Raw genomic sequence first — 24,024 nt, 5'->3', positions numbered from 1 at the left:
TGCGCGGGGCGTTCAGACCCAGGTGCCCCGTTCTTCGAGGACCTTGCGCAGTGTGTCGATGTGATCGGTCATGATGCCATCCACTCCCAGGTCCAGGAGCCGGTGCATGCGATCGGGCTCGTTGATCGTCCACACGTGCACCTGTAGTCCGAGCGCGTGGGCGGTGCGCACGAAGCGGTGGTCGACCACGGGGATGCCCGACTGGGACTCCGGCACCTGGGCGGCGACCGCCGAGCGGCGCACCGCCGCCGGGATGCCCCAGGAGCGCAGCCGCAGGTTGAGGACGCCGCGGGTTCCGTACGACGTCGCAAGGCGCGGTCCGGCCAGGCGCTGGGCGCGCACCACGCGTGTCTCGGAGAACGAGCCGACGCAGATCCGGTCCCAGGCATCGGTGCGCTCGATCAGGTCCAGCAGGGGCCCCAGCGCGGCCTCTGCCTTGACGTCCACGTTCCAGCGCACATCCGGGAACTCCTCCAGCGCGTCCTCGAGGAGGGGCACCGGCTCGCTGCCCGCCACGCGCGCGTGCCGCACGTCCTCCCAGGGCAGATCGGCGATCCGGCCCGCCCCGTCGGTCACGCGGTCCAGGGTCGCGTCGTGGAACGCCACCAGCTTCCCGTCGGCCGTGGCGTGCACGTCCGTCTCGATATACCGGTAGCCCGCCGCAACCGCGCGCCGGAACTGCGCCATGGTGTTCTCCAGGCCGTGGGCCGCCCCACCCCGGTGGGCGAAGGCGATCGGACCGGGATGGTCGAGGTAGGGGTGGCGTATGAGGGTGGTCACGGACGCAGTATCGCGCGCTCCGGTTGCCCGGCGGCAACGACCGTGCTGCGCCCCGATGCCGCGGGGGCGGCGAACACGCGCAGGAAGAACTGGGCGAGCGGTCCGATGGACAGCGCGTACACGATGGTGCCGATCCCGACGGTGCCGCCGAGGGCGAAGCCGGTGGCGACGACGGTGATCTCCACCGCTGTGCGTATCAGCCGGATGGAGCGGCCCGTGCGCCGGTGCAGTCCGGTCATCAGGCCGTCGCGTGGGCCGGGACCGAAGTCGGCGGCGATGTAGAGGCCGGTCGCCACGCCGTTCAGCACGACGCCCGCCACCAGGAGGGGCACGCGGACGGCCAGTGAGCGCACCTCGGGGAGCACGGCCAGGGTGGCGTCCATGGCGAAACCGATCACCAGCACGTTGGAGACGGTGCCGAGTCCCGGACGCTGCCTCAGCGGGATCCACAACAGCAGGACGGTCGCGCCCACGATCGTCAGTACGACACCCATGCTGAGCCCGGTGAGCTCGGACAGACCCTGGTGCAGTACGTTCCACGGCTCCAGGCCGAGACCCGCCTTCACCAGGAGGGCGGAGCTCGCGCCGTAGAGGGCGAGACCGGCGTAGAGCTGGAGGAGCCGCCGTCCGCGACGGCTCCTCATGGACTTGTCAATAGACGGGTCGCTCGGCGCGTCGGCAGACAAAACGTGCCCCCCTGTGGTGGTAGTGGCCTGACGCATGTCACTCTGTGGCTTGGAAAGACAACCCATCCATGGCCAATTCCAGGAAGGTGGACTGGGAATCATGGCGCAGTGGACCTCGGCGGTCGGCGCGGCACAGCTGGCCAGGCTGCTCACCTCCCAGCAGGACCGTCCCGCGGGCCCCGGCAGCCGCCGCCCGCCCGCCTATCGGGCACTGGCAGACGGCATCCGGCTGCTCGTGCTGGAGGGCCGGGTACCGGTCGCCGCCCGGCTGCCCGCCGAGCGGGAGCTGGCGCTCGCCCTGTCGGTGAGCCGTACCACGGTCGCGGCAGCGTACGAGGCGCTGCGCACCGAGGGGTTCCTGGAGTCCCGCCGCGGAGCGGGCAGCTGGACCGCCGTCCCGGCCGGGAACCCGCTGCCGCGCGCGCGGCCTCGAACCCTCCCGCCCGAGGCACTCGGCTCGATGATCGACCTGGGCTGTGCCGCGCTGCCCGCGCCCGAGCCCTGGCTCACCCGTGCCGTGCAGGGGGCCCTCGAGGAGCTGCCGCCGTACGCGCACACGCACGGCGACTACCCGGCGGGCCTGCCCGCGCTGCGGTCCATGCTCGCCGACCGCTACACGGCGCGCGGCATCCCGACCATGCCCGAGCAGATCATGGTCACCACCGGCGCCATGGGCGCGATCGACGCGATCTGCCACCTGTTCGCCGGGCGCGGTGAGCGCATCGCCGTCGAATCGCCGTCGTACGCCAACATCCTCCAGCTCATGCGGGAGGCGGGCGCCCGGCTCGTCCCCGTCGCCATGGCCGAGGGACTCGGCGGCTGGGACCTGGACCGCTGGCGCCAGGTGCTGCGCGAGGCCGCACCGCGGCTCGCCTACGTCGTCGCCGACTTCCACAATCCGACGGGCGCGCTCGCCGACGAGGACCAGCGCCGCCGCCTGGTGGAGGCGGCCCGCTCCGCCGGGACGGTCCTGGTCGTCGACGAGACCATGAGCGAGCTGTACCTGGAGGAGGAGCTCGAAATGCCGCGCCCGGTGAGCACCTTCGACCCGGCGGGCTCGACCGTCATCACCGTCGGCTCGGCGAGCAAGGCGTTCTGGGCGGGGATGCGCATCGGGTGGGTGCGCGCCGCCCCCGATGTCATCCGCAGCCTGGTCGCGGCCCGCGCCTACGCCGACCTGGGCACCCCGGTCCTCGAGCAGCTGGCCGTGAACTGGCTGCTGAGCACGGGCGGCTGGGAGCAGGCGGTGGACCTGCGGCGCGGCCAGGCCCGGGAGAACCGGGACGCCCTGGTCGCCGCCGTGCGCAAGGAGCTGCCGACGTGGGAGTTCTCGGTGCCCCGGGGCGGCCTGACGCTGTGGGTGCGCACCGGCGGCCTCTCGGGCTCCCGTCTCGCGGAGGCCGGGGAACGGGTCGGGGTGCGGGTGCCGTCGGGGCCGCGCTTCGGCGTGGACGGCGCCTTCGAGGGCTATGTGCGACTGCCGTTCACGGTGGGCGGCGCGGTGGCGGAAGAGGCGGCGGTGCGTCTGGCGGCCGCGGCCCGCCTGGTCCAGACGGGCGCGTCGGGGCGGCGGAGGCTCCGCGGACGTTCGTGGCCTGATCAGGGGCCCGGTGCGGGGCTGCGGTCAGCCCTCCACGGCCAGCGCCTCCGTCGGGACCGGCTCGACCGGTGCGCTGCGGCCCGCCGACTTGTCGCAGTCGATCGGAGCGCTGGGGGCGACCGGTGCGCTCGGCGCGATCGGTGCGCTTGGTGCGATCGGTTCGCCAGGGGCGATCGGTTCGATGCGGCGGGGGAGCAGGGCGAGGACCGCCTGTCGGTGTTGTTCGTCGGCGGTGTCGTCGTACGGGTCCGGGGTGGCCGGTACCTGGAGGCGGTGGACCGGGCCCGAGCCGAGGCGGGCGTAACCGCGGCCGGGCGGCACGTCCTTGACGGGGGTGGTGTGCCGCGGCGCGCCGAGCACCGCCTCCAGCTCGCCGGGGGCCGCGGGGCCGAGCACCACTCGCGCGCGGGTGTGCTGCAGGACCGCGTCGGACAGGCCGTCCAGGGCGTCCACCTGCTCGGCGACCACGACCGTGACGTTCGCGGCGCGGCCGTGCCGCAGGGGCACCTGGAGCAGGGCCTGGGGATCGGCGCGGCCGTCTGCGGCGGCGAGAGGCCCGAGGACTGTCGGCTGGTCCAGCAGAATCCACAGCGGGCGCCTGACGTCGTCCGGCGGGGGGTGACCGGCCTGCCGGGCACGGTTGGCGGCGATCAGCCGCCGCTCCGTCTCATGGGTCGCCCACTCCAGGCTCGCCGCCGCCCCCGCGAGCCCGGACTCCACCGCCAGCACCCCGTCCCGGTCCGTCAGGAACGCGTACTCCCCGGTGCCGCCGCCATCGACGATCAGCACGTCCCCATGCTGAAGCGCCTGCAGGGCGATGGAGCGCACCAGCGTCGTCGTGCCGCTTGCGGGTGTGCCGGCGATCAGCAGGTGCGGCTCGGCGCACCGCGGGCCGGTGCGCCACAGCACCGGAGGCATGTCGCGTCGCTCCTCGCCGTGGGTGAGGGGGAGCGTGCGCTGGACGCCGGTCGGGTCCGTGAAGCCGAGGACCGTCTCGCCAGGGGCGGTCACGAAGCGCTGCGCGGCGATGTCGGTGGGCAGGGGAGGCAGCACCGTGACCGTCAGTTCGTTGCCCTCCTCGTCCCAGGCGAAGTGGTACTCGCGGTCCCGGCCCGACTTGGCGTGCAGGAGCTGTTCGATCCTGGCCCGTGATGCGGGCTCGCCGTCGGTGAAGTAGGCGGGATAACGGATGACGAGGCGGGAGACGCGGCCGGTGTCATCGAACTCGCAGGAGGAGAAGACCTGGGTGAAGTCCCCGCCGTGCGCGTACAGCGGAGCCGGGTCCTCGGCGGTCGAGAAGTACGGCACCAGAGCCTCGTAAAGGGCGCCCAGCCGCTTGGTCTGCGCGGGGTTGGGGCCCGGGGGCGTCGTCGACCCGCTTTCCCGGCCCTTCCAGGCCGACGCCGCCATCAACGTGATGGCGGCGAGCAGCGGCCCGTACGGCACCAGCGCCACGACCAGGATCACGGAGGCCACCAGGAAGAGCAGCGGTCCCCGCCGGTCCTTCGGTGTGTCCGCCCACGCGAGCCGCCCGGCAGCGGCCAGCCGGCGCAGGCCGCGCGTGATGGTGATCAGCGGGTGGAGGACGTCGGTGGCGCCGCCGGCCGCCGCCCGCGCCAGCTCCCGGCTGCGGGCGATCCGGTCGCCGCCGTTGCTCAGAATGCGGGGGAGGGGACGCCGAGCCACGTCGTTCTCCTGAGGGTGTGTGCGGATGGGGGCCGGTTCAGAAGTTGATCCCGCCCAGGAGGCCCGCGAGACTCGCCCCGCCGGCCTTGATGCTCGGCGCGATGGCGGTGCTCGAGAGGTAGAACCCGAATAGCCCGCAGGTCATCGCGTGCCGGCCCTTGAGGCCGTCCTTGCGGCAGAACAGGAAGACGATGGTGCCGAGCAGCAGGACACCCGAGATGTTCAGAATCATTTGTTCTCTCCTGGTTCACGGGGACAGTCACCATGAGTCCTTCCAGGCTCACAGAATGTATCCATACGATAAAAGGTGCAACTGGGTGAAATTCGCCGGATTTCCTTCGGTCGGCGGAGTCGCCTCCGTCCCTTGACCAGCCCTGACGCCTGCCGCGGGCCTCGTCGTGATCTTTGCCGAGTACGGTGCCGGTCATGTGACGCGGAAGCCAGTACGCTGGCGATTCACCCGAACGGGGCACCAGTACCGGCACCCGTCGGGCATCAGTACCAGCAGCCGTAGTGGAGAGGCGGTCCGGCCGATGAGTGAAGCCCCCGACCCCGAGGTCGTGGAGCTCGCGACCAAGATCTTCGATCTGGCGCGCCGAGGCGAGACCGAGACGCTCGCGGCATACGTCGACGCGGGCGTTCCGGCCAACCTCACCAACGACCGCGGTGACACCCTGGTGATGCTCGCCGCCTACCACGGCCACGCCGACGCCGTCCGGGCCCTGCTCGAGCGCGGCGCGGAGGCCGACCGGGCCAACGACCGAGGCCAGACACCGCTCGCCGGAGCCGTCTTCAAGGGCGAGGCCGAGGTCATCCGGGCCCTCCTGGACGGCGGCGCCGACCCGGTCGCGGGGACGCCCTCAGCGATCGACACCGCCAGGATGTTCGGCAAGACGGACCTGCTCGAACTGTTCGGCGCACACTGATCCGAACACACTGACCAGCGGAAACGACGAAAACGGGGGAGGCGGTACCGGACCGCCCGAAATAAGGTCGCGGCAGCGCGAGAGCCCGGGTCATCATGACGTCGTGATTCACGGACGCGACGGCCGGGCAGGTGATGCCGCACCGCGCGGACCGTGATCGGTCCCCACGGGCCACCAACGAGAGGCAGAGGAAAATGGTCTTCAGCAAGCAAGAGACGGCGGGCAGCCCGACGTGTTGTCACGCGGCCAGGTAATGCACGTCCCCCGGTTGCGTCGACGCTTGATGTGAGGCTGTTTCCCATGTTCGAACCGGTCATAGCGCCCAGCGGCACGCTGCTCGGCCTGCTCCAGAGGGGCCGCGGCGACGGCACACTGCACGCGCTCACCGCCCCCCGCGCCGAGGCGCTGGCGGCCCTCGACCACTGTGTACTGCGCGACCCCCGCCACGACTGGCAGGTGGAGAACCGCTCCCTGTACTACGCCCGGCTCTACCTCGACCTGGGCGGCGAGCTGGACGCCATCGAGGCGCACCTGTTCAGCGCCGAGGACGTCCTCGATGCCGACGAGTGCCGCACCGGACTCGCCCTCGCCGTCCTCGGGCACCTCGCCTCGTACGGCAGGCGCGACGCGCTCCAACTGCTGCGCAGGTACGCCGCCTCGGGCACCAACTGGGCCTGGGCACTGGACGAGCTCGCCCTGCGCGACGACGACGCGGGCCTGCGCGCCCTGGCTGCTCCCGTCCTGGCCCGCTTCCCGGCCGACCCCGAGGGCGAGGCCGAACTCGCCGCCGCCGTCCGGGACGCCTTCGAGCCGCGGCCCTGGCGGCTGTGGGCCGACGACCCCCGCGAATCCATCGCCTCGCGCGTGCGTGCCGCACAGGAGGCCGGCTGTTTCGACCGCTGGCAGCGGCAACTGCGGTCCCAGGGACCTCGCCCGGGGTGGAGCGTGCAGGCCGTGTTCGACTGGGCGCAGCAGGGCATCGAACGCGGTGCCGCGCTGCACGTGCCGGCCGCGCGCTGCCTCACCGCCGTCGCAGGCCCCGAGGATCGACCCGAGATCGTCGAGGCCGCCCGCTCGGGCGGCGACGGAGCCCGCTCGACGGCCCTGCGCTACCTCGCCGACAGCAACGATCCGGACGCCCTCGAGCTCATCGAGGATGCCGTGTCCACGGGTTCCGCGCTCGTCGTCGACGCGGCCGTGGACGCCTTCGAACGGATGCGCAGTCTCGCCGCCGTGGACCGCGCACGGGGCTGGGCCCGCCGGCCCGACGCCCTCGGGGCGGCCGCCGGGCGCATGCTCGCCTGCCGTGGCGGTGCCCAGGACAGCGACCTGGTCCTCGCGGCGCTCCGGGAGGCGGTTCGGGGCGAGGGCCCCGACGCGTCGACCCTGTGGACTCTCGTCGACGGCGCCGGACGGCTCGGCATCGCCTGCGCCGCACCCGTCCTGCGCCATGTCTACCGCGAGACCGCGTCCTCCCATCTCCGGGGGCGAGCCGCCCGCGCGCTGGCCGCCACCGACCCCTCCTTCGCCTCGGGATTCGCCGTCGAATGCCTCTGGGACTGCGAGGAGTCCACCCGCGAGATCGCCGCACGGCACGCCGAGACGGGAGACGCCCGCGTCGTGGAGCGGCTGCGCCGGCTCGCCGCGGACCCCGCCGAGGAGGCCGAGGTGCAGACGGCCGTACGCAGCCGGATCGGGCCCGACATGCCTGCTGTATGAACATCCGGTGACCCGCGCGTCAGGAGTGCGTGGACACGGGCGGACCCGCTCGGCTGTGCAGCTCAACGCTCATGGGACGTTCCCCGGCCGGAAAGATCGACGTTGACGCGGCCACGTCCGGCGCGGCGAGAACACGGGTATGCGTGTCGTCATCGTGACCGAATCCTTTCCCCCCGATGTGAACGGCGTGGCCCACTGCGCGCTGCAGACCGCCCGGCACCTCGTCGATCGCGGTCATGCTCCCCTCGTCGTCGCTCCGGCCACCTCCCCCAGGTACTCGACTGCGCTCGAGCAGGGAGGCGCCCCCATCGGCACCGGGCCCGACGCCCTCGCGCCGTGCCCTGTCGTCCGTGTCCCCTCCCTACCGCTCCCCGGCTATCCCCAGGTGCGCGTTGCACTCCCCAGTCGACGCGTCGCCACGGCCATCACCGAGCACCGCGCCGACATCGTGCACCTGGCCAGCCCCTTCATCCTCGGCGTCCGCGGCATGGCGGCCGCCGCCCGGCTCGGCATCCCCGCCGTCGCCATCTACCAGACCGACCTCGCCGGCTACGCCCGTACCTACATGGGCGCCGGTGAGGCGGCGGCCTGGCGGCGCATCCGCTCCGTGCACGCCGCCGCCGACCGCACCCTCGCGCCCTCCAGCGCGGCCCTGCACGACCTGGAGGCACACGGGGTGCCCCGGGTGCAGCTGTGGCCGCGCGGCGTCGACACCGCCCGATTCCGGCCAGGCCTGCGGGACGAGGCGATCCGCCGGGAACTCGCCCCGAACGGTGAGCTGATCGTCGGCTACGTCGGCCGGCTGGCTCCCGAGAAGCACGTCGAACTCCTCGCCGGCGCCTGCGGGATGGACGGCGTACGCGTCGTCGTCGTGGGCGACGGGCCGAGCGAGACCACCCTGCGCGCCGCCCTGCCCGGCGCCGTCTTCCTGGGCCGCCGCACCGGCGACGAACTCGCCCGGATCTTCGCCTCCCTGGACGTCTTCGTGCACACCGGCCCCTTCGAGACGTTCTGCCAGACCGTGCAGGAGGCCATGGCGAGCGGCGTGCCGGTCGTCGCGCCCGCCGCGGGCGGCCCGCTCGACCTGGTGGCTCACGGCCGCACCGGACTGCTCGTGCCGCCCGGGGACGCGGCCGCCTTCCGGGACGCCGTGTGGTCCCTGGCGGCCGACCCGGCGCTGCGGGCCGCCTACGGGGCCGCCGCGCGCACTCTCGTCGAGGGCCGCACCTGGGCTGCCGTCGGCGACCAGCTCATCGGCCACTACGCGGACGTGCTCGCCGCGCGCAAGACGGTGGTGGCGGCATGAGCTTCGCCACCGAGCGGACCGGCGCCGGGCTGCGTATCGTGCGGCTCGCCAACTTCGTCGCCCCCACATCCGGCGGTCTGCGCACCGCGCTGCGCGAGCTGGGCAAGGGCTTCAAGGAGGCCGGGCACGCGCCGGTGCTCATCGTGCCCGGCGAGCGCCACACCGACGAGATGACCGAGCAGGGCCGGGTCATCACCCTGCCGGGGCCGTTGCTGCCCGGCACCGGCGGCTACCGCGTCCTCGTGGACAAGCGCCGCGTCGCCGCCCTCCTGGAGGAACTCGACCCCGACCGTCTCGAGGTCTCCGACCGCACGACCCTGCGCTGGACCGGCAAGTGGGCCCGGCGCGCCCGGGTCCCCGCCGTGATGGTCTCCCACGAGACCGCCGACGGCGTCCTGCGCACCTGGGGCCTGTCCGAGACCATGTCCCGGCGCGCAGCCGACGCCCTCAACACCCGTACGGCACACACCTACGCGCGCGTGGTGTGCACCACCGAGTTCGCCGAGCGTGAGTTCGTACGGATCGGCGCCCGCAACGTCGTACGGGCACCGCTGGGCGTCGACCTCGCACAGCGGCACCCGGCGTTGCGGGACGCGGGGCTGCGCGCACGGTACGCGCGCGGGGACGAGACGCTGCTCGTCATGTGCTCCCGGCTGTCCGTGGAGAAGAAGCCCGGCACGGCCCTGGACGCCCTGGAGGCCCTGCTGCACCGCGGACGGCGCGTGGTGCTGGTGGTCGCCGGGGACGGGCCGCTGCGGGCCCGGCTCGAACAGCGGGCCGAGGAGCGGCGGCTGCCCGTCGCCTTCCTCGGTCACGTGGCCGACCGGGACCTGCTCGGCGCGCTGCAGGCCACGGCCGACGTGTGCCTGGCCCCGGGTCCCGCCGAGACCTTCGGGCTCGCCGCCCTGGAGGCGATGGCGTGCGGCACGCCCGTGGTGGCCAGCGCCCTCTCCGCGCTGCCCGAGGTGATCGGCTCGGCCGGGGCGACCGCCGTGAACACCGGTGAGGCCTTCGCCGACGCGGTGGAGCTGCTCATGGAACGCTCCGAGTGCGAGCGCCGGGAGACGGCACGCGCGCGTGCCGAGTGCTTCGGCTGGAAGACGGCGGTGGACGCGTTCCTCGCGGCGCACGACGCCCTGCCGTTCGACACTCCGACGGCGGCCGGTGACCCCCGCCCGCGGGAGGCGGCCCGGGAGGGCGTGCGATGAGACCCCTGCGGTTCGTCGCGCTCGGCGACTCGCTGACGGAAGGCGTGGGCGACCCCGTCGGGGACACCTGGCGGGGGTGGGCCGCGCTCCTCGCCGAAGGGCTCGCCCCGGCGGACAGCCCCGCGGAGTTCACCAACCTCGCCGTCAGCGGCGCCCAGACCCGGGACCTCCTGGAACGGCAGACCCCGGCCGCGCTCGACCTGCGCCCCGATGTCGTCTCCGTGGTCATAGGCGTCAACGACACCCTGCGCTGCACCTTCGACATCCACGCCGTGGCCGCCCGCCTCGACCAGGTGTACGCCGCGTTCCGCGCGCACGGCACGGTGCTGCTCACGGCGTGCCTGCCGGACCCGGGGACGATGCTGCGGCTGCCCGGGGCGCTGGCGCGCCCGCTGGCGCGCAGGCAGCGGGCCGTCAACACGGTCGTGCACGCGCTGTCCGAACGGCACGGGGCGGTGCATCTGCACGCGGCGGACGGGGACTGGATCAGCGACCGCGCGATGTGGAGCGCGGACCGGCTGCATCCGGGGAGCGCGGGCACCGGCAGCTCGCCCTGCGCTTCCACGCGCTGCTCGCCGAGGCGGGCCTCGCCACCGGTACCGCGCCCTCGGTGGACCCCGAGGTGCCGGCGCCGAGCCGCTCGGCGAGCCTGTGGTGGCTGGCCACCGCCGGGACGGGCTGGGTGGCCAGGCGGTGCACCGATCTGCTGCCGCAGCTGCTCACGCTGGCCGCCGACGAGGTCCGTCACAAGGCCAGGGGGACCAGCGCCCGGCTGGACCTGACGGCATCGCACGCGGTGGCCTCCGCGTTGGCCGCGCTGTCGGTCGCGGAGCAGCCGGACGCGGCGTGAGCGGCCCGTCTACCGGCGGCTCACGGCCGTGAACCGCACGGGGGTGCCCGGGGCCGCCTGGGCGGCGGCCGCGAGGTCGGCGGTGCGGACGACCGCGATCACCGGGTACCCCCCGGTGGTCGGATGGTCGGCCAGGAAGACGACCGGGCGGCCGTCGGGCGGCACCTGCACCGCACCCAGCACCATGCCCTCGCTGGGGAGTTCACCGGTCCGGGCACGCTCCAGGGCGGCCCCTTCGGTGCGCAGGCCGATGCGATTGCTCGCGGCGGACACCCGGTACGCGCGCGTGACGAGCGTGCGGAGCGCGCCCCGGGTGAACCAGTCGGCGCGCGGTCCGAGCGTCACCCGCAGCACCAGCTCGGCCGGCGGGCCCGGCTGGGGAACGGCGTCCACGCGCGCGTGAGGGCCGGTCGGTACCCCCAGGGGCAGTACGGCACCGTCCGCGAGCGGGGGCGGGCCGAGCCCGGAGAGCAGGTCGGTGGAGCGGCTGCCGAGTACCGGGTCCACGGCCACTCCGCCCGCGACCCCGACGTAACCGCGTACTCCGGCCCGTGCGGGCCCCACCTCCAGCAGCGCCCCGCCCGGCACGCGGACCGGCGCCCCCACGGGGCGGGGCGGCCGTCCACGGTGACCGCGCAGGGCGCGCCGCCGACCGCGACGGCGACCGCCGAACGCGGGCGCAGCGCGCAGCCGTTGAGCGTGGTCTCCAGGACGGCGGCTTCCGGTGGGTTGCCGACCAGGCGATTGACGAGCGCCGCCGCGGGCGCGTCGAGCGCCCCGGAACGCGGCACCCCGAGATGGGCGTGGCCGGGCCGGCCCCGGTCCTGCACGGTGGTCAGCAGCCCGGCGCGTACGACGACGAGAGCACGGTCGGCCATCAGGACCCCACCGGGACGAAGCGGACGCTGACGCCCGGTGTGAGCAGCGCGGCCGGCACGCGCGCGTGGTCCCACAGCACCGCGTCGGTCGTGCCGATGAGCTGCCAGCCCCCCGGCGACGAGCGTGGATAGACCCCGGTGTACGGGCCCGCGAGCGCCACCGAACCCGCCGGGACGGCCGTGCGCGGGGTGGCCCGGCGCGGCACGTGGTAGCGGTCCGGCAGGCCGGTGAGATAACCGAACCCCGGCGCGAACCCGCAGAAGGCGACCCGGAATTCGGCCGCCGCGTGGATCCGCACCACCTCCTCGCGCGATACGCCCCACGCGGCGGCCACCTCCGGGAGATCGGGACCGTCGTACCGTACGGGGATCTCGACCGGCTTCTGCGCGCGCGTGGCGACCGGCTGGATGTCCCACTCGGCGATCCGGGCCGCGAGCCGGGCAGGGTCGGCGACGCCGTCGAGGAGGACCGTGCGGGCCGCGGGGACGACCTCACGAGCGGCCAGCTCACCAGAGGCCCGACGGCGCAGCAGCTCGGCGTGCAGGGCCTGTGCCTCGTCGCCACTGGAGAGCTCGACCAGCAGCGCCTCGTCCCCGACGGGCAGCACCCTCATGCGAAGGCCTCCACACGAACACCCGAGGCCTCCAGCTCGGCGCGCACCCGGCGGGCCAGGTCGACCGCGCCCGGCGTGTCGCCGTGCAGGCACAAGGAACGTGCGCGCACCGGGATCTCGCGCCCCGAGTGGGCGGCGACGGTTCCGGAGCGGGCGAGGCCCACCGAGCGCACGACGACCGTGTCGGGATCGGTGATCACCGCCCCGTCGCGGCCGCGCGGCACGAGCGTGCCCTCCTCGGTGTAGGCGCGGTCCGCGAACGCTTCGGTGACGACCGGGAGCCCGGCCTTGCCGGCCACCTCCAGGAAACGCGACCCGGGCAGCCCCAGCACGGGCAGAGTCGCGTCGGCGAGCAGCACGCCGTCGACGACCGCCTGGGCCTGCCGCTCGTCGTGGACCACCCGGTTGTAGAGCGCGCCGTGCGGCTTCACGTACGCCACGCGGGAGCCCGCCGCGCGCGCGAAGACCTCCAACGCGCCGATCTGGTACGCCACTTCGGCGGCCAGTTCGTCGGGCGGCACATCCATCGAGCGCCGCCCGAAACCGGCCAGGTCGCGGTAGGAGACCTGGGCGCCGATCCGAACGCCGCGCTCGGCCGCCAGTTCGCACACCCGGCGCATGGTGGCCGCGTCCCCCGCGTGGAACCCGCAGGCCACGTTGGCGCTCGTGACGACCGACAGCAGCCGCTCGTCGTCGGTGAGCTGCCAGCGGCCGAAGCCCTCGCCGAGATCGGCGTTCAGATCGATCATGGTCCCTCCTGGTCGGGCGCCGTCGGGCGACGCGGTACCGGTCGTCGTCGAGCGACGTGGCACCGGTCGTCGTCAGACCACGCGGTACTGGTCGTCGCGGGCGTCGGTGATGAACATCTGCCCCGGCGCGTGGGTGATGGCGAACGGCGGGCGTGAGGCCATCACCGCGGCCTGCGGGGTCACGCCGCAGGCCCAGAACACCGGGATGTCGTCCGGTTCGGCGTCCACCGGGTCGCCGAAGTCGGGCCGGCGGAGGTCCTCGATGCCGAGGGCCGACGGATCGCCGCAGTGTACGGGGCCGCCGTGCACCGCGGGGAGCAGGCTGCTCTCCCGGATCGCGGCGGGCAGGTGCCGTGGCGGGACCGGGCGCATGGACACCACCATGGGGCCGTGCAGCCGCCCTGCCGGACGGCAGGGGCGGGCGGTGACGTACATCGGGACGTTGCGGCCCTGCTCGATGTGGCGCAGGGGCACGCCCGCCTCGCCGAGCGCCCACTCGAAGGTGAAGCTGCACCCGATGAGGAACGACACCAGGTCGTCCCGCCAGTGGGAGCGGACGTCCGTCGGCTCGTCCACCAGTACGCCGTCCCGCCACACCCGGTAGCGCGGCAGATCGGTCCGCAGGTCGGCGCCCTCCGCGAGAACGGTCGTGGGGGAGCCCGCGTCGGTGACGTCCAGGACCGGACAGGGCTTGGGGTTGCGCTGGCAGAACAGCAGGGTGTCGTACGCCCAGTCGGCGGGCACCGAGATCAGGTTGACCTGGGTGTGGCCTGCGGCGACACCGGCGGTGGGGCCGCTCAGTCCCTCCCGGACACGGGCCCGGGCGTCCTTCGCGCTCCACGCGTGCGCGTGCTCGTCGACGAGGATCAGCGGTCGGTCTTCCGTGAGGGTCGGGGAGTGGTCTTCCGTGCGGTTCACCGCAGCTCCTTCCCGCGCGTCTCCGGCAGGCCCAGCAGCGCCAGCGCCGCGATCCCGTACCCGATCGCCCCGAAGACCAGGGCACCGCCCACGCCCCAGCTGTCGGCCAGGAAGCCCACCAGGGTCGGGAAGGCGGCGCCCACCGCGCGACCGGCGTTGTAGGTGAAGCCCTGCCCCGTGCCGCGCACCGCCGTCGGGTACAGCTCGCTCAGGTACGACCCGAAGCCGCTGAAGATGGCCGACATGCAGAACCCGAGCGGGAAACCGAGCACCAGGAGCAGGGTGTTGGCGCCGCTCGGGATGTTCGCGTACGCCAGGATGCAGATCGCCGACAGCAGGGCGAAGAGCCAGATGTTGCGCCTGCGGCCGAGCCGGTCGGTGAGGTGGCCGCCGGTGAGGTAGCCGAGGAAGGCCCCGGAGATCAGGAACGTCAGGTAGGAGCCGGTGCCGACGACCGACAGGCCCCGCTCCGACTTCAGGTACGTCGGCACCCAGGTCGCCAGTGTGTAGTAGCCGCCCTGGACACCGGTGGAGAGCAGACCCGCGAAGACCGTCGTGCGCAGCAGGCCGGGCTGCCCGTCCCTGCCCGGCTTGAAGATCGCGGCGAAGGAGCCCTTCTGTGCGCTCTGTTCGCGCTGGGCCGTCGCCTCCGGGGCGTCGTGCACCCGGCGGCGCATCCAGATCACCAGCAGCGCGGGCAGCGCACCGGTCCAGAACATCACCCGCCAGGCCAGGTCGTCGCCCAGGAACGAGAAGACCAGGGTGTAGACGACCGCGGCCAGCGCCCAGCCGACGGCCCAGGAGCTCTGGATCGCGCCGAGGGTACGGCCCCGGTGCCGGGCGCTCGCGTACTCGGCGACCAGGATCGCGCCGACCGCCCACTCGCCGCCGAAGCCGAGGCCCTGCAGGGCACGGAAGACCAGCAGGGTCTCGTAGGTCGGAGCGAAGCCGCAGGCGACCGTGAAGACGGCGTACGTCACCACGGTGATCATCAGGGCCTTCACCCGTCCGACGCGGTCGGCGACCACACCCGCGACGGCGCCGCCGACCGCCGAGACGACCAGGGTGACCGTGGTGAACAGGCCGGTCTGGCCGCTGTCCAGATGGAAGTACGCCGCCAGCGCGACCATGCTCAGCGGCAGCGTGAAGTAGTCGTACGAGTCCAGGGCATAGCCGCCGAAGGCGCCCGCGAAGGCACGGCGGCCACGCGGGCCGAGGGCGCGCAACCAGCCCAACGCGCCGTCGTCAGCGCCGCGTTCACCGGCGCCGGAGCGGGCGTCGGCGGTCGGGGCCGGGGAGGAAGGAGTCGTGCTCATGGGCACCTCGCAGTGAGGGACGAAGGGTGCTTGCGGGATGAGCCGGAGGGTGCTTGCGGGATGAGCCGTGGGGTGCGGAAGACGCGACGCCACGGTGAGCGGAGCGGTGTCGTGCCCAGCACGGTAGAGGATCGTTGAACGATCCTTCAATACCCACGTTGTCTCGTCCTTGTCTCTGCGCTTGAATTCCGGGCATGGCAGAGGAGCTGACGGGACTGGCCGACGACCGCGCGCTGCTGGGGCGCACCAGCACCGCCGAGCGGGTGTCGGACATCCTCAGGAGCCGTATCGCCGAGGGCTACTTCCCGCCCGGCACCCGGCTGTCGGAGGACAGCATCGGCGGCGCACTCGGCGTCTCGCGCAACACGCTGCGCGAGGCGTTCCGGCTGCTCACACACGAGAGGCTGCTCGTCCACGAGTTGAACCGGGGCGTCTTCGTACGGGTCCTGACGGTGGACGACGTCGAGGACATCTACCGCACCCGCACGCTCGTCGAGGGCGCCGTCGTACGGGGTCTCGGACAGCCGCCGTACGCCCTCGAAGGTCTCGCGGCGGCGGTCGCGGAGGGGCAGCGGGCGGCGCGCGAAGGTGACTGGAAAGGCGTCTCGACGGCCAACATCCACTTCCACCGTGAACTGGTGGCGCTCGCCGGGAGCGAACGCATGGACGAACTGATGCGCAGCGTCTTCGCCGAACTGCGCCTGGCGTTCCACGTGGTGGCGGACCCGCGCCGGCTGCACGAGCCCTACCTGGCGCGCAACGAACAGATTCTCCGGACCCTGCAGGCGGGGCAGCGCGAAAAGGCCGAGCAGCTCCTGGCGGTCTACCTCGACGACTCACGAGCGGGCCTGGTCGAGGTGTACGGGCGCCGGGTAGCCGGCACAGGTCAGGGACGCGGGGCTTGACATCGGCGGCTTTGCCGCAGGGCGCGTCCGGCGGAGCGCACCCGGCGATTTGGGTCGTTGTCAGACCCAGGACCTAATCTGTGCACCGTGACTTCGCCTGCATCGACGGATCGTGTTCCGCCCCAGTTCGGCACGGGGCCGCGCCCCGCTGCGGGGCCGGCCGCCGACGAGGGGCTGGCCCGGCGGCTGCGCGCGCTCGCCTGCACCGCGCCGCTGCACGACCTGGACGCGCGCAAGGCCAACCTCGCGGGCGAGTACTCGGTGTACGGCATGGCGGAGATCGCCCTCGCCGCCATCGACCTGGTCACGCTGAACATGGACTTCGACACGGGCGCGGACCACGACCAGATAGTCGCCCGCCTCATCCCGCGCATCGCCGCCCAGGCCCCGCAGCGCCCGCCCGCCGAACACGAGCGCGTGGCCCGCTGGGTCCTGGAGAACCTGATCAACGTCGGCAGCGTCGACCGCGGCTTCCGCGCCGTCTACGGCACGTTCGCCCCGGACGGCACGTACGTCCGCCGCGACTACGACTTCAAACTGATCGAGGAGGTCCCGGGCTACGGCGGAGGCGTCTACCTGCGGACGACGGACGAGGCGGTCAACGTCCTCGTCGGCGCCCTCGACACCGATGTCACCAGCGCCCAGATCGCCGCCGAGGTCAAACTGGAGGTGCTGATCAGCAGGGGCCGCCTCGCCGACGCCCAGCTCGCGGCCGAGCAGGCGCGCTACCGGACCGTGCAGTACTCGGAGTCCCTGCGCAAGGCCCTGGACGCCACCCGGCGCAACGTCCGCGCGGTGGACTGGCTGAACGCGGTCCCGGACATGATCACCGAGGCCCTCGACCACGTCGCCGAGCGCTACCGCCACGAGAACGCGATCCTCACCAACATCCGCAAGGCCCGAGACGAGTCCGAGGACCCCGATCAGAAGCGGCGCGCCGCCGAACTCGTCGACATCGTCAAGGACTGCATCCGCCGGCACACGCAGCTGCAGTCCCGGCTCCTGGAAGCGGGCCCGCTGTTCCGCGCCGAGCAGGACCGGCAGGCGTTCGCCACGCCTGTCGCGAGGTCCGGGATCGACCTTTACGGACATCTCGTCGCGCAGGTGCTGCCTCTGGCGCTCGAGCGGGCGACTCAGGTCACGGACGCCTTCTTCACGCACGGCACGGGACTGCGTACGCCGTTCTCCGTGCGGGTCTCAGACCTCGTCGACCTGCTGCTGACGCCCCCGGTGGAGCGCGAGCACCTGGGCGCCGAGATGCCCGAGCCGGACCTGATCGCCACACCGGACGACAGCAGGTTCAGCGAGGAGCAGCTGGCCGCCGCCATGGAACTGCTCGACCTGCCGGCGGACGCACCACGACGGCTGTCGGGGCTGTTGGCCGAGGCGCGCCGCAAGGACCCCGACCTGCCCTATCTGGTCGCCCTGCTGGCTGTGCACGCGGCGAGCCCGCCGGTGGGCACGGCGTACCGGCAGGGGGAGGAGAAGCTGCTGTTCGCGGTGGACGACGGCACCGAGCTGGACGACCCGGAGTTCGGCGGGGCCGACCTGATCGTGGGCACGGCCCTGTTGGACGCGGCGGGCATGGCGGCGGACCGGACGGAAGCGGCGTGATGCCGATGACCACGATGACCACGAACGAGCAGCAGTGCACCAAGGAGCCCCGACCGTGACCGAGCACGTCGAGTGGAGTGAGCCGGACGCCGCCGCCACGCCGGTGAGCAGCGCCGTCACCCCCGCCGACGCCGCAGACGCGGCGCGGCTCGTCGCCTTCGGCCTGCAGCCCAAGCTGCAGCCCGCACGCGACCAGGAGTACGCCGACCTGCTGCGCCGCTACCGCGAGGACCCGCCGTTCGCGCGGCTCGCCGACGCCGTCGCCACCGGGCTCGGCCTGATCGTCCTGGAGGTGTCCCCGCGCGCGGGCATGGCCGTCACCGCGGCGGAGGACTCGGTGTTCGCGGTCCGCATGGGCGACTACGCGCGTCGCACATCGGCCGACTCCGCCGACCGCTTCCTGCACGGGCTCGCCCACCTGGCCGTCGCCGCCCTGGCGTTCCCGCGCCCTGAGGACCTCGCCGACGACGGCTACATCGGGCGCGTCACGGTCAACGGCGTCGACGCCTTCGTCCGCCAGGCCTGCCGCCGCCTCGAGGAGCGGGCCGAGGAGCAGGGGGAGAACACCGACCCGGCCACCGACGCGCCCGGCCTCGAGGCCGCCTGGCGGGTGTGGGCCAGACGCAGCGCGACCGGGGCCACCAAGGACGCGCGCCGGCCGGCCGCCTCGACCACCGGCATCGTCGCGAAGGCCGTCGCGTTCCTCACCGACTCCGGATTCCTCCAGCGCACGGGCGACGAGCACGGCGGCACGTACCGCACCACGGCCCGCTACCAGCTCCAGGTGCGCGACATGGCCGGCAGCGCCGCCATGGCCGAACTCCTCGAACTCGGCGTCGTCCCGGTCACCGACGGCACGGCGACCCTGCTGCCCGCCGAGGACACCGACGACCTGGAGCTCGTGGCCGACGCCGGACTGCCGTTCCACTCCTGAAACAACCTCACTGTTCCGCACACCAGCAAGATTCACGACGAGAGTCCGCCGCCATGTACGAGTTGTCCCGGGTCCGCCTCTACTCCATCGGCCCGGCCGGTGCGCGCTACGCCGACACCGTGCTGGACCTGCGGGGCGTGGGTGATCCGGTGCCTGAACCCGCGCCCACCCAGGCGGAGTTCTTCGAGGAGGAGCCCGTCGGGCCGCCGCGCAGGCCCGCCCCTGCGGGCGTGCTCTTCCTGGAGAACGGCGGCGGCAAGTCCGTCCTGCTCAAGCTGATCTTCTCCGTGATGCTCCCGGGTCACCGCAACACGCTCGGTGGCGCCAGTTCCGGTGTGCTGCGCAAGTTCCTGCTCGCCGACGACTGCGGGCACGTGGCCCTGGAGTGGCAACACGTGCAGACCGGCGAGTGCGTCGTCGTCGGCAAGGTCAGCGAGTGGCGCGGGCGCCAGGTCTCCAACGACCCGCGCAAGTTCGCCGAGGCCTGGTACTCCTTCCGCCCGGGCCCCGGACTCACCCTGGACAACCTGCCCGTCGCCGAGTCCACCGCCGTACGGCCGCCCGTCGAGGGCACCTCCGGGGCGCAGGGGCGGCGCCGCACGATGAAGGGCTTCCGGGACGCCCTCATGGAGGCGGGCAAGGCGTACCCGCACCTGGAGGTGCACTGGGAGGAGATCCACGACCGCTGGAACGAGCACCTGACGGACCTCGGCCTGGACCCCGAACTGTTCCGCTACCAGCGGGAGATGAACGCGGACGAGGGTGAGGCCGCCGGTCTCTTCGCGGTCAAGAAGGACTCCGACTTCACGGACCTGCTGCTGCGCGCCGTCACCGACACCCGGGACACCGACGGACTCGCCGACCTGGTCAGCGGGTTCGGCAACAAGCTGGGCCGACGAGCCGAGCTGATCGCCGAACGGGACTTCACCGCCGGGTCCGTGGACCTGCTCGGGCGTATCGTCGACGCCGCCGAGGCCCGCTCGCGGGCGCGAGACGTCCACGCGGGCGCCGAGCGGCGGACGCGCACGCTGGCGCGGCGCCTGTCCGCGCGGGGGTGCAGGAGCGGATGCGCGCCGCCGACCTCGCCGAGCAGGTCACCGCGGCCGCGCACGCCGTCACCCAGGCCGAGACCGCCCGCGAGCGCAGCGCGCTCATCGCGGCCGAACTCGCCTATCGGCACGCCTCCTTGGCGCTCGCCGGTGCCGAGAAGGCCGCCGCCGCGCAGAAGCGCGAACTGGCCGACGCCCGCCAGCTCTACTCCGCGTGGCAGGCCGCCGAGGCCGTGCTGCGGCACCGTGCCGCCGCCGACCGGGCGGCGCGGGTGTCGGCCGCCATTCAGGAGGCCGAACGGGACGCCGCGCCGGCGCTCGCCGCCCGCGCCAAGGCCGCCGTCGATCTCGTACGGGCGCTGCACGCGGCCGCCGAGAGCGCCGAGTCCCTCGCCAACGAGGAGGAGGAGCGGTCCGCCGCCCTGCAGGAGGTGAGCGAGTCCGCCTACCGGGACTCGACCTCCGCGGCCACCGAGGCGCAGCGCGCCCGCAGCGAGGCCGGGCATCTGCGCCAGCGGCTCACCGAGGTGGAGCAGGAGACCGCCGAGGCCGTGCGCGCGGGCTGGCTGGACGACAGCGCACCCGACGCCGACCCGGCGCGGGCGGCGCTCGCCGCGAGCGACGCCGAGAAGACCGCCGTCGCCGCCTGGGACATCGCACGCGAGGCCTCCCGCCGAGCCTCCGAGCACGCGCGCGAAGCGGCCACCGCCGAGTCCCGGGCGGAGCTGACGGCGGCCCGCGCCGCGGACGCGGCCACGGCCGCCGAGCGGGCGTACGAAGCCGAGCGGCGCACCGCCGAGGCGCTGGCGGCCGAGGAGCGTCTGGCGGAACTGCTCGGCCTGTCCGGCACCGGCGCACGCCCCCGGGTCCCCGGGCCCCGGCGCGACGAGGACACCGGCGAGGCCGACGCCGCGACGGCATCGGACGGCGCGCTCACCGCCGAGGAACTGGACCGCTTCGCCGACGAACTGCGCCAACTGCTCGACGACTCCGTCTCCTCCGCCGAGCGGCAGCTCTTCGAACTGCGGACCGCGGCGGCCGACGACGCCCGCATCCTCGGCGCACTCGGTGACGGCGGGCTGCTGCCTCCCGGCCCGGACGTGCTCGCGACCGTCGAGTACCTCGGCGAGCACGGCATTCCCGCGCTGCCCGGCTGGCGCTACCTCGCCCAGGCCGTCGACCCGGCCGACCACGCGCGCGTGCTGGCAGCCCGCCCGGAGCTGGTCGACGGCGTGATCATCACCGACCCCGACTCGCACGCCCGGGCCCGTCGGACGCTGAGCGAGGCCGCGCTGCTGCCCCGCTCGGCCGTCGCCGTCGGCACCGCTGCCGCGCTGCTCGCTCCGACCCCGCCCGTCGACGAACGCGACAACAGCGGCGATGTGTTCCTCGTCCCGCCGAACCCGGCCATGCACGACGAGCACGCCGCCGACGAGGAGCGGCGGGCGCTGCGCGCCCGCGCCACCGAACGGGACGAGGAGATCCGGACGCTCGCGGCCCGACTCGGCATGGACCGCGAGCTCGCGGCCCGGCTCGCCTCCTGGCGCACGGGATGCCCGGCGGGCCGGCTCACCGAGCTGGCGCAGGCCGCCCGGGACGCCCGCGCGTTCGCCGAGGAGACCGAGGCCGAACTGGCCGAGGCACGCACCGCCCGGGCCGAGGCCGAAGAGACGGCTGCCGAGGCCGCCCAGGTGCGCGACGAGCGCCAGGAGGCGGCGCAGAAGGCCCGCCGCGCCGCCGACGCCCTCGCCGGACTCGCCTTCCGGCTGCGCGAACGCGCCGGCTGGCAGGTCAAGCTGCGCGAACTCGCCGACGAGGCGGTCGAGGCCGAGGCCCGCGCCCAGGCCTGCCTGGAGCGGGCCCGCGCCGCCGACGAGGACCGGCGCGCCGCCCAGCGCGCCGCCGACGACGCCCGCCGTACGGCGCGTGCGCTGCGCGCCGAGCGCTCCGAGATCGCGGGAGCCCCCGACGACGTACCGGAGGACGACACGGACGCGCCGAAGGCGTCCCTCCCCGCCCTCCGCGAGGCGTACCGGGCCGCCTCCCAGGTCTACGAGAAGGTCGGTGTCGGTGCCGACCTGCGCGCCGAGCAGGCACGGGCCGAGAGCGACGAGTCCGCCGCACGCGCCGAACTGGACCGGCTCAGCAACAAGGTGCGCACCCGCGCCGAACAGCTCCTCACCTCCCCGGACGGCTCCGACGGGCCGTCCCGGCAGGCCGCCGCCGCCCGCGCCGAGGAGCTGGTGCAGCTCCTGGAGACCCGGATGTCCTCCGCCAGCGAGCAACTCGGGCGGCTGCGCGGGGAGGCGGAGCGGCACGCACCCGAGGACGGCGAAGCCCACACCGAACTCCCCGAAGAGCTGGTGCCGCGCGACATCGAGCACGCCCAGACCCTGCTGCGCACCGCGACGGCCGAACTCGCCTCCCGCACCGAGGCCCTGACCCAGGCCCGCGACGCCCATGCCGAACTCCTTCAGGCACACCGGGCCGCGGAGGACGCGGCGAGCGGCTTCGACGAGATCGCCGCGATGCTCCGGGACCTCCTGCGCGAACACGCCTCGGAGGAGGAGCACGAGGAGCCGGAGCCCTACCCGGGCACCCTGGAGGAGGCCCGGAAGGCCGCCGCCGAGGCCCGCCGCTCCCTGCGTGGCTGCGCCGCCGACCTGTCCGCCGCCGAGGCCGCCGTGCGCGAGGCGAGCGACGTACTTGTACGGCACGCCAACTCCACACGGTACGAGCAGGTCCGCACACCCGCCCGCCAGCAGATCCGCGAACTGCCCGCGTCCGCGTTGCCGGAGCACGCGCAGCGCTGGGCGGAGGCCTTCGCGCCCCGACTGCGGGTTCTGACGGACGAGTTGGCGCAACTGGAACGCAACCGGGACTCCATCGTCGACCGGCTGCGCGGCCTCGTGGAGTCCGCGCTGGCGACCCTGCGCTCTGCCCAACGCCTGTCCCGGCTGCCCGAGGGACTCGGCGAGTGGTCGGGGCAGGAGTTCCTGCGGATCCGCTTCGAGGAGCCCGACCAGGCCACGCTCATCGAACGGCTGGGCGAGGTCATCGACGAAGCGACCCGCGCGGCCGTCAAGAAGAACTCCGACCTGCGCCGCGACGGCATGTCCCTTCTCCTGCGCGGCGTCAGCGCGGCGCTCCAGCCCAAGGGCGTGGCCGTGGAGATCCTCAAGCCGGACGCCGTGCTGCGCGCCGAGCGGGTGCCGGTCGGGCAGATGGGAGATGTCTTCTCGGGCGGCCAGCTGCTCACCGCCGCCATCGCGCTGTACTGCACGATGGCCGCCCTGCGCTCGAACGACCGGGGCCGCGACAAGCACCGCCACGCGGGCACGCTGTTCCTGGACAACCCCATCGGACGCGCCAACGCGACGTACCTACTGGAACTCCAGAGGGCCGTCTCGGACGCGCTCGGGGTGCAACTCCTCTACACCACCGGCCTGTTCGACACCACGGCGCTCGCCGAGTTCCCGCTGGTCATCCGGCTGCGCAACGACGCCGACCTGCGGGCGGGCCTGAAGTACATCCGGGTGGAGGAACACCTGAGGCCGGGACTGCCGCAGCAGCCCCAGGCCGGAGAGGCGGTGCGCAGCGAGATCACGGCGACCCGGATGTTCAAGCGGCCTGCGTGACCGCCCGCGTGACCGATGGGGCGGGCCCACTTGCGGGCCGCCCCACCGCGCCCCCTGCTGTCGCGTGCCGTCCCGGGCGCGAGGTGCCCTCATTCCGTCACGGATGCGACAACTGCCCGGCCCCGCCCCGCCGGCGTATGCGGGCCTGAGCCCGCTCCGCCACCCGTGCCCGGCGACGGGCCGCGCGGCGTTCACGGCGCAGGGAGCGGGCCGTGCTGCTCGGGGCGGACACCACCCCGTAGCGCTGGTTCCACATCTGACGCGTCACCCAGACGTCCAGCGCGCCCCACGTCGCCACCACCGTGCTCGCCACACTGCTGAGCACCATGGGGAACGCCAGCCAGGAGTCGGCAAACGTGCACAGCACCGCGATCACCGCCTGGATCAGCGTCACCGCGATGATGAGGACCGCCCGAACCGCCGCCGTCCGCACGGGATCCGGCAGCCGCCGCCGACGCGCGGGCTCCTCCACCCACAACGGCCGGTAGGACGTCGCGTCCCGCTGCTCCACGCCCGCCGTGGTGTCGCGATCCGGTGCCTGGGGGCCCCGTCGCGCTGCTGTGGGCTCCGCGGCGCCCGTCCCGGGTGCCCCGCGCCGCTCCGCCGTGTCCATCAACCCGTCACTCCCCACCGCCCGCAGACCACTCG

Annotated in this window: 17 protein-coding genes and 4 pseudogenes; 10 read left to right on the top strand and 11 right to left on the bottom strand. The window is 73.8% G+C overall.

Features of this window, described 5'->3' with window-relative positions; genetic code table 11:
* Positions 1-12: 12 nt before the first annotated feature.
* Both N8I84_RS07740 and yczE read right to left on the bottom strand, forming a co-directional pair.
* Entirely contained in the window at positions 13-780 is a 768-nt protein-coding gene (locus tag N8I84_RS07740; RefSeq protein WP_263228859.1) for a glycerophosphodiester phosphodiesterase, read from the bottom strand.
* On the bottom strand, positions 777-1,502 hold the full coding sequence (yczE, locus tag N8I84_RS07735; protein ID WP_263228858.1) for a membrane protein YczE: 726 nt from the start codon (positions 1,500-1,502) through the stop codon (positions 777-779). The genes N8I84_RS07740 and yczE overlap by 4 nt, the downstream gene beginning before the upstream one ends.
* Positions 1,503-1,566: 64 nt before the next feature.
* On the opposite strand from yczE, the pseudogene N8I84_RS07730 reads away from it, so the two are divergent.
* Positions 1,567-3,065 (top strand): annotated as a pseudogene (locus N8I84_RS07730) (SCO1417 family MocR-like transcription factor).
* 25 nt (positions 3,066-3,090) lie between these two features.
* On the opposite strand, the gene N8I84_RS07725 reads toward N8I84_RS07730, so the two are convergent.
* A complete protein-coding gene (locus tag N8I84_RS07725; RefSeq protein ID WP_263228857.1) occupies positions 3,091-4,752 on the bottom strand; it encodes a P-loop NTPase family protein in 1,662 nt (553 codons plus the stop codon).
* Positions 4,753-4,789: 37 nt separating this feature from the next.
* Positions 4,790-4,984, bottom strand: coding sequence for a hypothetical protein (locus N8I84_RS07720; RefSeq protein WP_263228856.1), 195 nt, complete (start codon positions 4,982-4,984; stop codon positions 4,790-4,792).
* Positions 4,985-5,285: 301 nt separating this feature from the next.
* Between N8I84_RS07720 and N8I84_RS07715 the strand changes: the two genes are divergently transcribed.
* Positions 5,286-5,678: an ankyrin repeat domain-containing protein gene (locus N8I84_RS07715; protein ID WP_200421137.1), complete on the top strand. Its 393-nt coding sequence runs from the start codon at positions 5,286-5,288 to the stop codon at positions 5,676-5,678.
* Positions 5,679-5,978: 300 nt separating this feature from the next.
* On the top strand, positions 5,979-7,397 hold the full coding sequence (locus N8I84_RS07710; RefSeq protein ID WP_263228855.1) for a HEAT repeat domain-containing protein: 1,419 nt from the start codon (positions 5,979-5,981) through the stop codon (positions 7,395-7,397).
* 19 nt (positions 7,398-7,416) lie between these two features.
* Here N8I84_RS07710 and N8I84_RS07705 read toward each other — a convergent pair whose 3' ends face one another.
* A complete protein-coding gene (locus N8I84_RS07705) occupies positions 7,417-7,635 on the bottom strand; it encodes a hypothetical protein (RefSeq protein WP_263235058.1) in 219 nt (72 codons plus the stop codon).
* Here N8I84_RS07705 and N8I84_RS07700 point away from each other — a divergent pair.
* From N8I84_RS07700 to N8I84_RS07690, 3 genes and pseudogenes are all read left to right on the top strand, one after another.
* Positions 7,537-8,703: a glycosyltransferase family 4 protein gene (locus N8I84_RS07700; RefSeq protein ID WP_263228854.1), complete on the top strand. Its 1,167-nt coding sequence runs from the start codon at positions 7,537-7,539 to the stop codon at positions 8,701-8,703. The genes N8I84_RS07705 and N8I84_RS07700 overlap by 99 nt on opposite strands.
* On the top strand, positions 8,700-9,911 hold the full coding sequence (locus N8I84_RS07695; RefSeq protein WP_263228853.1) for a glycosyltransferase: 1,212 nt from the start codon (positions 8,700-8,702) through the stop codon (positions 9,909-9,911). Before N8I84_RS07700 ends, N8I84_RS07695 begins: the two co-directional genes overlap by 4 nt.
* A pseudogene (locus N8I84_RS07690) lies at positions 9,908-10,761 on the top strand (SGNH/GDSL hydrolase family protein). The gene N8I84_RS07695 and the pseudogene N8I84_RS07690 overlap by 4 nt, the downstream one beginning before the upstream one ends.
* Before the next feature lie 9 nt (positions 10,762-10,770).
* Here N8I84_RS07690 and N8I84_RS07685 read toward each other — a convergent pair.
* The 5 genes and pseudogenes from N8I84_RS07685 to N8I84_RS07665 all read right to left on the bottom strand — a co-directional run bounded on the left by N8I84_RS07685 (position 10,771) and on the right by N8I84_RS07665 (position 15,236).
* A pseudogene (locus N8I84_RS07685) lies at positions 10,771-11,639 on the bottom strand (5-oxoprolinase subunit C family protein).
* Complete coding sequence (gene pxpB, locus N8I84_RS07680) at positions 11,639-12,253, bottom strand: 5-oxoprolinase subunit PxpB (RefSeq protein ID WP_263228852.1); 615 nt, start codon at positions 12,251-12,253, stop codon at positions 11,639-11,641. The pseudogene N8I84_RS07685 and the gene pxpB overlap by 1 nt, the downstream one beginning before the upstream one ends.
* Positions 12,250-13,002 carry a LamB/YcsF family protein gene (locus N8I84_RS07675; RefSeq protein ID WP_263228851.1) on the bottom strand — a complete coding sequence of 251 codons (753 nt, stop codon included), beginning with the start codon at positions 13,000-13,002 and terminating at the stop codon, positions 12,250-12,252. Before N8I84_RS07675 ends, pxpB begins: the two co-directional genes overlap by 4 nt.
* Before the next feature lie 72 nt (positions 13,003-13,074).
* Positions 13,075-13,920, bottom strand: coding sequence for a putative hydro-lyase (locus N8I84_RS07670; RefSeq protein WP_263228850.1), 846 nt, complete (start codon positions 13,918-13,920; stop codon positions 13,075-13,077).
* Positions 13,917-15,236: an MFS transporter gene (locus tag N8I84_RS07665; RefSeq protein ID WP_263228849.1), complete on the bottom strand. Its 1,320-nt coding sequence runs from the start codon at positions 15,234-15,236 to the stop codon at positions 13,917-13,919. The genes N8I84_RS07670 and N8I84_RS07665 overlap by 4 nt, the downstream gene beginning before the upstream one ends.
* 194 nt (positions 15,237-15,430) lie before the next feature.
* On the opposite strand from N8I84_RS07665, the gene N8I84_RS07660 reads away from it, so the two are divergent.
* The 4 genes and pseudogenes from N8I84_RS07660 to N8I84_RS07645 all read left to right on the top strand — a co-directional run bounded on the left by N8I84_RS07660 (position 15,431) and on the right by N8I84_RS07645 (position 23,376).
* Positions 15,431-16,141, top strand: coding sequence for a GntR family transcriptional regulator (locus tag N8I84_RS07660; RefSeq protein WP_263228848.1), 711 nt, complete (start codon positions 15,431-15,433; stop codon positions 16,139-16,141).
* An 87-nt stretch (positions 16,142-16,228) separates the two neighbouring features.
* Positions 16,229-17,755, top strand: coding sequence for a hypothetical protein (locus tag N8I84_RS07655; RefSeq protein ID WP_263228847.1), 1,527 nt, complete (start codon positions 16,229-16,231; stop codon positions 17,753-17,755).
* A gap of 55 nt (positions 17,756-17,810) precedes the next feature.
* The gene (locus tag N8I84_RS07650) at positions 17,811-18,689 is read left to right on the top strand and encodes a hypothetical protein (RefSeq protein ID WP_263228846.1); all 879 of its coding nucleotides are present in this window, start codon (positions 17,811-17,813) and stop codon (positions 18,687-18,689) included.
* A gap of 53 nt (positions 18,690-18,742) precedes the next feature.
* Positions 18,743-23,376 (top strand): annotated as a pseudogene (locus tag N8I84_RS07645) (hypothetical protein).
* A 97-nt stretch (positions 23,377-23,473) separates the two neighbouring features.
* Here the strand turns inward: N8I84_RS07645 and N8I84_RS07640 are convergent.
* The gene (locus N8I84_RS07640; RefSeq protein ID WP_263228845.1) at positions 23,474-23,989 is read right to left on the bottom strand and encodes a hypothetical protein; all 516 of its coding nucleotides are present in this window, start codon (positions 23,987-23,989) and stop codon (positions 23,474-23,476) included.
* Positions 23,990-24,024 lie beyond the last annotated feature (35 nt).

Source organism: Streptomyces cynarae, assembly GCF_025642135.1.
Lineage (GTDB): Bacteria > Actinomycetota > Actinomycetes > Streptomycetales > Streptomycetaceae > Streptomyces > Streptomyces cynarae.
The sequence above is the reverse complement of the archived record's forward strand: the minus strand, read 5'-3'. Positions and strand labels throughout refer to the sequence as shown.